Source organism: Dyadobacter sp. (genome assembly GCF_051859145.1).
Lineage (GTDB): Bacteria > Bacteroidota > Bacteroidia > Cytophagales > Spirosomataceae > Dyadobacter.
Genome location: NZ_JBHYGF010000066.1, coordinates 1 through 12,483 on the forward strand (window position 1 = coordinate 1; position 12,483 = coordinate 12,483).

The 12,483-nt window shown below is 46.1% G+C and carries 10 protein-coding genes; 7 read left to right on the plus strand and 3 right to left on the minus strand.

Annotation, left to right across the window (positions count from 1 at the left end; translation table 11 throughout):
* On the minus strand, window positions 1–1,144 hold a 1,144-nt coding region (locus tag ACTIE6_RS05255; RefSeq protein ID WP_439555627.1), incomplete at its 3' end, for a dienelactone hydrolase family protein.
* Window positions 1,145–1,205: 61 nt separating this feature from the next.
* Complete coding sequence (locus tag ACTIE6_RS05260; protein WP_439555628.1) at window positions 1,206–1,622, minus strand: pyridoxamine 5'-phosphate oxidase family protein; 417 nt, start codon at window positions 1,620–1,622, stop codon at window positions 1,206–1,208.
* Between the two features lie 186 nt (window positions 1,623–1,808).
* On the opposite strand from ACTIE6_RS05260, the gene ACTIE6_RS05265 reads away from it, so the two are divergent.
* The 7 genes from ACTIE6_RS05265 to ACTIE6_RS05295 all read left to right on the plus strand — a co-directional run bounded on the left by ACTIE6_RS05265 (window position 1,809) and on the right by ACTIE6_RS05295 (window position 10,442).
* Window positions 1,809–2,117 carry a hypothetical protein gene (locus ACTIE6_RS05265; RefSeq protein WP_439555629.1) on the plus strand — a complete coding sequence of 103 codons (309 nt, stop codon included), beginning with the start codon at window positions 1,809–1,811 and terminating at the stop codon, window positions 2,115–2,117.
* Window positions 2,118–2,185: 68 nt separating this feature from the next.
* Window positions 2,186–2,698, plus strand: coding sequence for an RNA polymerase sigma factor (locus tag ACTIE6_RS05270; RefSeq protein ID WP_439555636.1), 513 nt, complete (start codon window positions 2,186–2,188; stop codon window positions 2,696–2,698).
* A gap of 4 nt (window positions 2,699–2,702) precedes the next feature.
* Window positions 2,703–4,211 (plus strand): hypothetical protein, encoded by a 1,509-nt coding sequence (locus tag ACTIE6_RS05275; protein ID WP_439555630.1) that lies wholly within the window; start codon window positions 2,703–2,705, stop codon window positions 4,209–4,211.
* 121 nt (window positions 4,212–4,332) lie between these two features.
* A complete protein-coding gene (locus ACTIE6_RS05280; protein WP_439555631.1) occupies window positions 4,333–4,803 on the plus strand; it encodes a SpvB/TcaC N-terminal domain-containing protein in 471 nt (156 codons plus the stop codon).
* Window positions 4,804–4,871: 68 nt separating this feature from the next.
* Window positions 4,872–8,435, plus strand: a complete 3,564-nt coding sequence (locus ACTIE6_RS05285) for an FG-GAP-like repeat-containing protein (RefSeq protein ID WP_439555632.1) — start codon at window positions 4,872–4,874, stop codon at window positions 8,433–8,435.
* A 40-nt stretch (window positions 8,436–8,475) separates the two neighbouring features.
* Window positions 8,476–9,012, plus strand: coding sequence for a hypothetical protein (locus ACTIE6_RS05290; RefSeq protein WP_439555633.1), 537 nt, complete (start codon window positions 8,476–8,478; stop codon window positions 9,010–9,012).
* 860 nt (window positions 9,013–9,872) lie between these two features.
* Window positions 9,873–10,442, plus strand: coding sequence for a hypothetical protein (locus ACTIE6_RS05295; protein WP_439555634.1), 570 nt, complete (start codon window positions 9,873–9,875; stop codon window positions 10,440–10,442).
* Window positions 10,443–10,528: 86 nt separating this feature from the next.
* Here the strand turns inward: ACTIE6_RS05295 and ACTIE6_RS05300 are convergent.
* Window positions 10,529–12,483, minus strand: a 1,955-nt coding sequence (locus ACTIE6_RS05300; protein WP_439555635.1) for a TonB-dependent receptor family protein, incomplete at its 5' end; no start/stop codon positions are given.

The window sequence follows — 12,483 nt, forward strand, 5'->3', positions numbered from 1 at the left end:
AGTTCATCCAGTCGAAATGGGTCATATCATGGATTCCTTCGCGGTTATGATAGGCAAGTGGCGGCGTGGCAATTACTTTTTCCACTGCGGGTGGAGAGGCTGGTAACGCTGACTTTTTACCGTAAAGTGCGTACACTTTCTCCGCATTTTTAAGAGCGAGGAATGTTCCGGTAGGATCAGCCCAGAGATCTTTCGATGCATTGGTTGCATACACCGGCCGCGGCGCAACGAGCGCGATCAGCATGTGCTGGTCGAGGGGCAGCTCGCTTTCTTTGTCATTGAATTTCTTGTAGTTGTTATTAAACCAATGCGGAAAGGTCGTATTGATCTTGCTGATCCGCTCTCCGAACTGCCTTTTCGCCAGCGCAGCTCCTGTGTTCCCTGAGCAGTTTGTAATGCAAGCTGCAAAACGCTGGTCTTGTGCCGCCGCCCACAATGAGGCTTTTCCACCTCTGGAATGCCCTACTACATATACTTTCTTCGCATCGATATCGGGATCTTTTTGAAAATAATCCAGCATCCGGCTTGCGCCCCATGCCCAGGCGCCTATTGCTTTCATGCCATTGTCAGCGGTAAGCTGGTCAGGGTACAACTGCAAAACACCATTTACATAATCTTGTTTATCATCAGGTGCGAGGTCGCTTACATGAAATGCGGCCACTGCAAATCCGCTGTCGATCACCATTTCCGCCGGCCAGAATTCACTTTTTTTCACGCGGGTAGGATCAGTCAGGTTTTTCCCGCGGTTGTTGATCAATAAAAAAACCGGAGCAGCAGCTTTTCGTTTGTTCGGTACAAAAAGCGTCAGGTTGATCCTGACCGATTTACGATTTTTAAAAACATCAATGGCCACCTCCTTCAAAGTGGCATTCCCGCCCATTGCCGACTTGTCTTCTTTAACCACCAAATACCTGCTGCTGTCGATAGCAGTAGGCATTTGCCCATAAATGTTATCTTCAAACAACCGCAGGATTTCCGGTCGCCGCGATTTTTCCCAGAGATTTTTGTTTTTGACTTCCTTACCTGCTGTGGTTTGCAAAACAGGCGGAAGGGTGTAGGCGGGAACTTTGGCTTCGTCGTAGTTCTGCGCACGACTCGGTGTCAGGCAGGTAAAAAGGAAGAGTACAGGCAGGTATCTGAACATAAAAAGCTGTGATTTTCTTTATCCTAAGAAAACCACAGCCCATCGCTTATTTACTGAAAACTTACAACTTCAACTCCCCCTCTTCTTCTCCCTGCCAGTACTTGATTTGTTTTGCGGCCACTGAAATCATTGCAATGCCCGGGGTATCAAGCCCGTCTTCAAACCACATTTCCAGCTCTTCGACCCAATGTTCTTCCATTTTCTCGCGGTCGCGGGTAACATCTGCTTTGCCGGCAATTGAAATATAAATATCGTTGTCGCCATTGAAACTGAGGTTTACCCCGCTATCCATTTCAATGTCACTCACCATCCTCGAACCCTCCCACGTAAAAAAGTAGGAATTGCCATCGTACTCCACCTGGCGATTGTTGCTCATCGGCCGGGAAGTCAGCATACCATTGCTCGTAGTAGTGGTGAGCATACATATATCAAGATCTTTCATGATCTCGGCTACGTCTTTCAAAGTCTTATCTGCCATGTTTTTAGTTGTTTTCTGATATCAGATATCAAAATAGTGCCAGATGGAAGAATGGGATGAAGGAGGAAGGAAGAAAGGGAGGAAGGAGGATTTTTTTCTTCGTACCCAACCTATGGCAGCTGCCTTGTAGTTTATCTTATTGACAAGATTTACTGATCATTTTTACACACCTGAAATCCCATTCACATGAAAACTGAAAAAATCCTGGTATTTGCAGCCGCACTGTTTTTGTTAAACCTGGCAGCGTGCGACACTAACGAAATGAACCGTGTAACGCCATCAGCAGATGCAGCGCGCGCGAATCGGGAGGATTCTTCGGGTACGGCAAACTCCGATAGTATTCCGAAGTTTCCGGTAGATTCTATTCCGGTAGATTCTATTCCGGTAGATTCTATTGAGACGGATACAATGCAAAAAGATTCAATTTGGACAGATTCAATTCCATCACAACCGGTGCAAAACGATTCCATTGCAACCGATTCTCTTAAAAAATAGTCAGTGCGGTGGGCCGCGTGTGAGGTGGCCCGCCTTATTTATTTCATTTGAATAGTCTGGATCAAATATTGGCCGGTTGCCGGCGCAGGGATCGCCAGAGTCAGGAACAACTCTACCGGCGCTTCTACCCTGTGCTTTTTGCGTTATGTAAAAATTTTTTTGACGAAAAACACGACGTACTTACTGCGCTGAATAATGGTATGATGAAAGTTTTCCAGAATATTGACCAATACGATGCGACCAAAGGCGAGTTGTTCAACTGGATCTACACAGCTGTGAGAAATGCGGCATTAACACTTTTGCGGGACCAAAAAACGAAGCAATTTGACTATGATGAGATTGATGACCGCATGGGCTTTGAATCCGCAGATAACCCTCTTGAAACCTTATCCGCAAGCGATATTCAGATTTATCTGGCCCAATTACCTGTGGCTACACGCAGGATCTGCGGGCTATTTTATCTGGAAGGATTTTCGGTTAAAGAAATCTCGGAAGCGCTGGCAATTAGTACCGGAACTGTTAAATGGCATTTAAGCGAAAGCAGGATGCGGTTGAAGAAAATACTGGAAAAATACCTGTAAGCAGTTGAGCAAGAAAAACGCACATATCAACAAGTACCTGACGGACAAGCTGCCCGAACCGGAAATCCCGGCTGACGAAGCATGGGCGAACCTGAACGGTATGCTCGGGGCCGCACCTGCCAGTGGTTCAGCTCCTGCGAATGGTATTTCCCCTGCCGGCGGAGCAGGTGGCGGCAAGCTGCTCGGGGGTTTGAAATGGGCAGCTATCGCGCTGACAAGCACAACGATCACCGCCGTACTTGTCGTAAAACTCGCATTGTCCCCTAATGTAGCTGATACCAAACCCGCATTCAAACAAGCGCATCCTGCCGAAACAAAGACGCTGGAAGATACCCTTTCAACTCAGCAACAAACTGCATTGGATAGCAAAGAGAAATCTGACGCTGTTCCTCAAATGGATCAGGATGTGCATGTTTGGGAAAATGAAGCAGCAAAGCCGCAAAGCAGCAGCTTAGTGCCGGGAACTGAGAAGCTGTCGCAGCAAAAAATGTCGGAAAATACTCCGGCACAAAGTGAAAAATCTGGCAATGCCCCAGCTCTAAATGAGCGGCAGAAAAACATCAAACCTACTCAAAGACAAATAAATAATGTACCTGCATTTGCCGCATTAAGTCCATCAGCGCGCGCCTCCGGTAACAGTGGCAACCAGGTGTATGTGACAAAGCAAAATCTGCAAAACAACCGCTATCGAAGCAATGTAAATTCATCAGATCAAGTCGCTCGCAACACAGAGCAGCCTGTGGAAAATTCAAGACTGGCTCTCAATATCAGCAAGAAAGTTGGCACAAAAGGGAATTTTGATGGTAAAAAAATCAGTCTGGACAGCAGAATAACAGTTCGGCAGCCGGCCACAAGCCCTATTCAACCAGAAGAAAAAGAACCCGGCAGTTTCCACATCGGACTTGAATGGAACCTGAATAGTCCGTTTACAAAAACAAGCTATCTTTTTGCAGGAAAAGACTCGGTGAGCAAGCCGGCGAACCTGCTGATCCCCGCGCTCGTCATTTCCAGATCGTGGAATGCGCAGCAGCTGACTTTCACGGCAGCAGCAAGGCAAAGCTATTTTGGCAACAACAAAACCGCATTGCAGTTGATCGATCCTGCCTTTGGTGATTCGTCGCTCATTTATTACAACTACAAGCTGATCAAAGCCACAGGCATCCAGTTTTCCCTTCAATACCATCACCGCATAGCAGGCGCATTCTCGCTGGGCGGCGGCGTGGGTTATAGCCTTTTTTCAAATGCGTTATTAAGACAAACCACCCGCAATTGGCAAAACCGCGAATGGAACGGACCGCTTGTAATACGCGCCACTAAAAAGGAGGTGGAAGGATTTATGAAACCTTCACAATTCACCTTAAAAGCCGGTCTGCTCTTCCAGCCCGGTCACAATCCGCATCGTTTCCAGGCGGGCTTCAATGTAATTTTACCTGTAACCAACATTTCCCGCTTCCAGGGCTCTGCAGTTAGAGAATTGAATGGACAGCTGTTTGTGCGGTTTATGTTTTTGTAAGCGCCGGAGGCTCGTTCAACGCTGCCGCGTGTTCATTCTTTAAAAATACTTTAATCCGCTTTTGTTATTTCCGTGCATGGACTAAGTCTCAGTCAAACTGAACCAAACAACATGCACGGAAATGAAGAAAATCTACCTGTTAACTCTCCTTCTGCTCTTTAAAAATCACGCATTCTCGCAAAATGTAGACTACACTACCCCACTCTACACCAGTCAGACCTTTACGAAAATAATCAATCCCGCGCTACCTGTGGGTAGCGTGCCAGGCAGTGGCAATGTTTCGTCTTCCGGTGGTGCGACTTATTCCATTCCCGTTGCGGTTCCTCCTGGCACGAACGGGGTGGCGCCTTCCATTTCTATTGATTATCAATCTTCTGCAGGAAACGGGCTTCTGGGAAGCGGCTGGAATATTTCAGGCTTGTCGGTTATCTCCCGCGCAGGACAGACCATTTACCACCATGGGCAGGTCACAGCATTGGACTTATCTGACAAGGACAGATTCACATTGGACGGCCAGATGCTCATGGGTATGTCGGGCGTTTACGGCGCCAGCAGTGCAACTTACGGAAGCGAAGCCAGGATTTCTCGGTAGTAACGTCCAATGGCATCAGCGGCACCGGACCTGCGTGGTTCAAAGTAGTTACCAAAGACGGGATCGAAATGGAATACGGCAATACAGCCGATTCCCGGGCAATGGACGAGACGAATACGAATGTCCTTTTCTGGCGTATGAACCGCATTAAATATCCCGACGGCAACTACATTGATTTTAAATACCTATTCACGGACCGCGATTCCAGAATAGATGAAATCAACTACACCGGGAATACGGTCACAGGACTTGCGCCTTACAATAAAATCAAATTTGAATACAAAGTCAGGGGGGATATAAATGGTCAGTTCCTGGCGAATTCGCTTGTTACCAGTAAATATTTACTAGACAAAATAGTGGTGACAGCAGAGGGTGCTGTTTCCAAGAGTTATCTGTTCAAGTATAGCTGGGACAATATCAGTTCGTATTTGCGGGAAGTGATTGAATCAGGATCAGACGGGAGCAGCCTGAACTCGACTATTTTTAAATATGGGGACACTCCGGTCCCGTTTGAAAACGCGGGTTCTACCAGCGGAAACTTTGCTCCACACGATCTTTTCTTCGGGGATTTTAATGGTGACGGAAAATCAGATGCGCTTACCGCCAAATCAGTCAATTCGGGGATTCCGTATGTCAATTACCATGACTCTCTTTCCCTTTATTTATCACAACCTAACTCGCCGGTGCTTTCGAAGGGGGCAAAATTCAAGTTGAGCCCCAATTACTCATTGGTTCGTGGAGAGAAAATTCCCAATGACTACAACATTTTGGCCGGCGACTACACAGGGGATGGCCTGGATGACATTCTCACTCTGAAAATTACCAATGCAGGCGCCTACCAGAGGCTCGACAACGTCATCATTTACGAAAGCATCAATGCTGCACAGTCGTTTACCAAGCATCGCCGGAGTGTGCAGCCCAATTACTTTAAGATACATCCAAAAGCAAATTATTTCTTCCCTGGCGATTTTGACGGTGACGGTATCAACGAATACATCACGATCCTCGGTAACGATTTCAACAACTACCTTCCATTTCTATGCACCAACTACATTCAGGGCGGTGCCTGCGGAAGTATCGGGATCAACGGAGCCACCAACTTTCAGGTCGCTGACTGGGCCAATGCAGACAAAATCTATGTCCTGGATTTCAACGGCGATGGTAAAAGTGACCTGATGCTGATCAAGGACAATCTTTGCGAAATATTCACAATGGATGCCAATTCCGCACGGCGCATTTACACATCCAATTTTCCCACTAAAAACCACCTCGTTTACTTTGGCGATTTTAATGGTGACCGTAAAACGGATTTGCTGACCCGCAGTTCCTTAACCGACAATGCAGCTGCCTGGACCAAAGCAGTGTCAACGGGAGCGGGTTTCATCACTTCCGTATTTACCTGGGTCCAAATCCCGAACATTACCAATGAGTTTTACAAAAACCATCATGTAAACCTCGCCGATTTCAATGCAGATGGGAAAACGGATATTTATCACGGCAAAAACAATGCAAATTCCAGTGCTTCAAAACTGGATATCTATTACAGCAGAGGTAACGACTTTTTCAACATTCAAAGTGACCTGGCGGAGCCGGTTACATCATCCCCGTCTTACATCGCCGATTTGGACGGTGACAGCCGTGCCGAAGTAATAAGCGTATCGTTTTTCGCCAATCCTTACGAACACTTCAAATTTAAACCATCGGGTAAAGAAAACTTACTTCATAAAGCGGCCAATGGTGTTGGCCATATCTCTTCCTGGACTTATAAATTGATGGCCAATGGTGGGGACCTGTATACCAAAGGAGTTGGGGCTGTCTACCCTTTCAACAATGTCCAGCTTCCCGCATATGCTGTTTATCAATTTGTTATTCCAAATGGCATTGGCGGTGAAAATACCACGGTATACAGTTACGAGGGCGCTAAAATGCACCGCGCCGGGAAAGGTTTGATTGGATTTACAAAAACGACAAGTTTCGATCTGGTGAGTGGTATTAAATCCGTTTCTGAATATGAATTCAATACCACCTACTATGTTGCAGCTCCCAAGAAAAGCAGTACTTACTGGACGGCCGGGAACACATTGATCAGCGAAAGCACCATTGTAAACGAATTTGTCCAGCAAGGTGCAGCAGGCAGCAAACGCTTTCTCCACCGGGTAAAAAGCAGCTCTGAAAACAATGCTTTTGAAGGCAGAACTGCCAGTTCGGTAAATAATACCTTCGACAATTACGGCAACGTAACCCAAAACACGGTAAACAACAATGGGATTGAAACGACTGTTACGACAACTGTCTATGGCGCTTATCCCGGCACAATTCCCAACAAGCCTACATCCATAACCGTGAGCAAAACAAGAAGCGGACAGGCTGCCTTCTCTGTTGCGACCGGAATGGGATACAACAATCTGGGCCAGCTTACCTCCAAAACCGATTTTTCGGGATTACCCAAAAGCGTCAACACGGTTTTGGAGTACCATCCGCTGGGAAATCTGAAAAAGTCAACAGTCACGCCATCCGGACTGGCTGCCCGTGCTACCTCCATGGTGTATGATGCCAAAGGTCGTTTTGCCGAGTCTTCAACTAATGAACTAGGGCAGGTATCTACTGCTACTTACGATCCTAAATGGGGTAAGCCGTTAACCGCGACAGGCGTTGACGGGCTGGTAACCAGTTTCACCTATGATGCTTTCGGCCGGGCCGCAACCACCGTTTTCCCGGAAGGATATACCGTAGTCAATTCATTTGGCTGGGATATTGCCAATGGGGCCGTCTGGTTCAACCTGGTAACCCACCCCGGTAAGCCCGATGTAAAAACGTGGTTTGACCTGCTAGGCAGGGAGATTAAAAAGCAAACCGAGGCATTCCCCTCCGGATGGAGCACCCAAACCACCTCTTATGACAATCGCGGGAATGTCGCAACTTCAACGCAACTTGTTAAATCCGGTGAACCTGTCCTCACAACTACGAACACCTATCATGCAACAGACCCCTACAACCGACTCAAAAGCACGTCGAATGCATTGACCAGCACCACATTGTCATATGCTTACAATGCTGGCATACTAACAACAACCAGCACTACAGCCGGGCAGTTGACATCAGCCAGCACTGATGCAACGGGCAAAACCGTGACCGCAACAGACAACGGCGGCACGCTAACTTACACTTATTACAGTCACGGCGGACTGAAAGAAGTAAATAACGGAGCGATCATTACCAGCAGCCAATATGATGTGCACGGGCGACAAACTTCTCTGACCGATCTGAACGCCGGAACAACCACCTACGATTACAATGCATTGGGACAGCTGGCTTCGCAAACCAATGCAAACAACAAAACCCACACCATGCAGTACGACCTGCTGGGCAGGATGTTCAACCGGTCGGGACCGGAAGGCGCAACCGTTTACGAGTTCTTCCCATCAGGCAGCGGTGCCTCTACCAATCAGCTTAAAAAGGTAACCGGGTTTGCAGGCAATCTGGAAGAGTTTACCTACGATAATTTCGGAAGGATGCTGACATCCAAGCAGACTGTGGATGCAACACCCTACACGACTACTTACGGCTACAACAGCAACAGATGTTACACCATTATTTGTTCGTCAGGCAAAAGAACTCAACACTCCCAATGAGTGCAACTACATAATGTAAAATATTAACAAAAAACCACAAATGAATACGAACTACACAAGCCTTTCTAGAAGAATTAAAATACAATTCCTATTCTTTTCATCTTTGCTAGCTATGGGATGCGGGGGTATATCTGATTATTCCGAAAATCTTGGAAATGGATTTCTCTACGAAAGCCCCGGAAAGGAAGTAAAAAATATACGAACGCCAATTCATGGCCAAAAAAACATCTATGGAAAAGTCGTGGAATATAAGTTCAATGCAGACTTCATACTAGCTATTCAGCAACCAAGTAGAGAAGTATACCGAGGTTCGATTGCGTACGAATTACGAAACGCTGATCGCGTAAAGTATAAAGACAATTCGACGAATGACAGAATAGAGAGTGAGCGAGTCGCTGATAGTCTCATCTTGTACGACCCTTACTATAAAAGAATTTTTGCACATACGACCAACTATTGGATCATTTCACATCAGAACAAAGCAATGTTCGGTCCCTTGACAAGGGAGGAGTACTTTCGAAGAAGGAACGAATTGAAAGTGCCAGACGAATTAAAGCTAAATGAGGAAAATAAATAACATGTCACTCTGATTAAGCGCATCTTACAGTAGAATGAGTAAATTCAAACTAATTTTTATATTGGCGTGTATAAGCTGCGGAGGTGGCATTTCCAATTACACTGAAGAGTTTAGTGGAGGTTTTATATATGTAAACTATGGGGAAATTTTTAATACTATTCAGTCACCAAGTTCGTCTTACCCTAATATTTATGTCGAAGTTATCACTCATGCATACAATGATAATTTTATTATTGTTTTGCAACAACCGAGTAAAAAAGGTTATCAATCCAAAATATTCTCCAAACTTCGACATGAGAACCGCAAGCGATATCCAAACAATTCTGCCAATGATAGGGCACAGCCTGATTGTATTGCGGATAGTATAATTATCAACGATCCATACTACCGGAAGGTATTCATAAACAAGCTAAACTATTGGATTATATCTCACAAGAACAAAAAGCTGTACGGCCCGTTAACCAAAACCGAATATCTGTCAAAAAGAAAAGAATTAGATGTGCCAGTTGATTTGAAATTGGACGAATAAAATAAATAAAATAATTGGGGTGCAACCTCGGGAATTTCCAGTGGATTGGTGCGCGCGGGAGTGCAAGCAGCAGCACACGGCGCCTTTGGAGGAGCAATGTCTTACGCACAGGGAGGAACTTTCAAAAATACCGATATGAACTATCGCATTTAATTGCCAACATACCGTTAGAAAATTCATCCTACCGCTAAAAAGGGATTATGCCGCAAATCATAACCTCACCTATAAATTGAAGCTGAATACACTTAACTAAAATGACGATCACAGAAATATTATCTGGCATTTTTGGCAACATACTTTAATTATTCCCAAAGAAAACCGGCTTCACTACATGAACCTTAAACGCACGCTCCCACTCATCCTGCTCTCACTTTTCATATTGAAGATCGAATCCTGCACTGCACAAACCGAACCTGCGCAGCCAATTCCCGAAGGCTTCAAATCCTGCTGCGGAATCGAGCCTGTTACATTTAAAAGCCGGAAAACAAGCATTTATGTTCCCAATGTTTTTACGCCCAATGGAGATGGTATTAATGATACATTTGCTCCGTTTGTCAATTCGGAAGTATTAACACTTATAAACTTCACCATTTTAACACCAGGAAAGGATACCGTTTTATACCATACTACTAAGTTCGACATTTCGCAAATGCGTGAATATGCCTGGAACGGGAAAAACTGGAACAATGGAAGTGTTTACAGCGGCCCTTTCGTATATGGCATGGAGGTAATGGACCAGGAGCGAAAGCTCAGCATTGTTGAAGGCAGGGCTTGCGCCATTCCCTGCAAAAAAGAAATGGTTGTTTTTAAAACAAAAGAGGGCTGCTTTTACGCAGCTCAGGCCACCAATGAAGGAACAGTGGATGGTCGTAAGCCGAATTTAGAACAGGATTGCTTTTAGCACATTTGAACAATTATACAATCATAGAAATCTGTGATCTCCTTATCACGTTTCCCTTACGCATCAATTACTGATATTTAAAATTTTTAAATCTTAATCCCTACCGAAACCAAAAAGCTCCGTCCATCCGAACTCCAGACACCCGCGCCGGGATACATGGTCGGTCTTTTGGTAAAATATTGCTTGTCGGTAATGTTGTTGATTCCCATTCGCAAAGTATAGGCTTTACCGAGGCGGAGCGTTGCATTCAGATCCAGAAGTCCGTAGCCAGGCACCTTCCCAATGGTTCCATTTGCCGAAGGTTCAACCGTATTGAGCGGGTTTGCAAAATTGGAACTGACATAACTGTACTGCAATGTAGACGACAGCTTCTTGTATTCCAGCTGCACCCCATTCCGCGAAATCCAGGCAGGTACTCCCTCTACCCTGTTGCCCGCTACACTTTTATTTTCACTATTCACCACTGCATTTCCCTTCATATACCTGGCGTCGAAATACGAAGTTGAGGTAAAAAAGGAAAGTAGTCCTGCCGAGGCCGCTTCGTTATCTGTTTGAAATGGTGTTGCTTCCAAATACATTTCCAGTCCGCGGGTGCGGCTGTCGCCAGTTGTAGTCCGGAGCAGATAGGCTGTTCCATTTTCATCCCGCATGGATACCGTCCCCATTCTATGGTTGATCAACACCTGGAACACACTGATATCGTATTTCAAAATACCCTTTACATTCCCGCTGACACCGGCTTCCATATTGTACCCATTCGCGTCTTTCAGGTTCTTGTCAACCCTTTCCAGCACAGAAGCCGGGATAATATCCTTGAAAACCACCGGCCGGTAAGCCTGTGAAAAACCCGCATAAGCGCGACTGTTGCTGCTGATCCGATACTGAGAGCTGATCCCGAAAAGTGGAAACCGGTGCTTAATGCGATTGGGAAGGTTACCCGGATCGTAATAGCTGATCTTGCCTGTCATATCCGTACCGCCGCTTTCAACCCGAAAACCGGGCGAAAGTGTCCATTTTGGTGTTATAAAAATGAGGTTTTCGATGAATGCAGCTATGTTTCTTGTCTTCATATAGATATCGCGGCCGAATACCGGATCCGTTAGTGTCAAATCAAAATCGCTGCCCGTGGTACCTTTACCAAGCTGGCGCCTCCGCAGGTTATTGTGCATATACTGCACGCCCGACGAAACCACATTGCTGATCCCCCAAAACTGATATTCGTGCAAAAGGCGCAATTCGGACGTGAAACTTTTGAAATTATCAATGTCCACCTGCCGGGCGCGATACGATCTGGTTACCGAACTGATCGTGTCGGGTACATTCGCAAATGCATCAAACATCACACTGTTCCGCGCGCCGTAAACGCCCGAGCTGGTAAGTTTCAGCTGTGTGGCCGGATTGATCTTCCAATCCAATGTGATTGAAGGAATGTAAATATCAGGGTTGAAATAGTTGCGCGAGCGGGTTGACTGCCGCGGATCTGCCTCGAACATCGCATCTGTAAGCGGACCGGGTATTTGATATATGTACTTAGACCTCCCCAACTCGACCCTGACCCGCAACGAGCGGCTTATTTCGTAAGTAAGACTGACAAACTGCGACTGCGCGTCAGAACGCGCGTTTTTACGGTACCCATTTGAATGACGGTTTTGGTAATATGCCTGATAAGTGAGCTTCCCGACTTTCCCGCCAATTGCATTGTACGAACTAAAAAGACCGAAAGAACCTGCTGAATTGATGGTTTCAAAACCGAAGGCACGCGTAGTATCCGGGCCTTTCGTGACATAATTGATCATCCCGCCAAACTGCGCCCCGAATTGCAGCGAGGCAGTACCCCGCACCAGCTCCACCCGCTGGATCGATTCCATGGCAGGACTATAATGACTGGCCGGGTAACCGTACATATCTGAATTTGTGATCACCCCATTTTGCCTGATATTATATTCCCAGGAACGGTGCGGATCGAGGCCACGCGTCGAAATATTCACCTGATTGCCGCTCCCGTCCATGTCGTACACAAACACACCAGGGATTTTGGCGA

Excerpts from the sequence above, each read along its gene's own strand:
- ACTIE6_RS05265 (WP_439555629.1), top strand. The coding sequence starts at position 1,809 with ATGAAAACTGAAAAAATCCTGGTATTTGCAGCCGCACTGTTTTTGTTA.
- ACTIE6_RS05285 (WP_439555632.1), top strand. The coding sequence starts at position 4,872 with ATGGAATACGGCAATACAGCCGATTCCCGGGCAATGGACGAGACGAAT.
- ACTIE6_RS05260 (WP_439555628.1), bottom strand. The coding sequence starts at position 1,622 with ATGGCAGATAAGACTTTGAAAGACGTAGCCGAGATCATGAAAGATCTT.
- ACTIE6_RS05280 (WP_439555631.1), top strand. The coding sequence starts at position 4,333 with ATGAAGAAAATCTACCTGTTAACTCTCCTTCTGCTCTTTAAAAATCAC.
- ACTIE6_RS05290 (WP_439555633.1), top strand. The coding sequence starts at position 8,476 with ATGAATACGAACTACACAAGCCTTTCTAGAAGAATTAAAATACAATTC.
- ACTIE6_RS05295 (WP_439555634.1), top strand. The coding sequence starts at position 9,873 with ATGAACCTTAAACGCACGCTCCCACTCATCCTGCTCTCACTTTTCATA.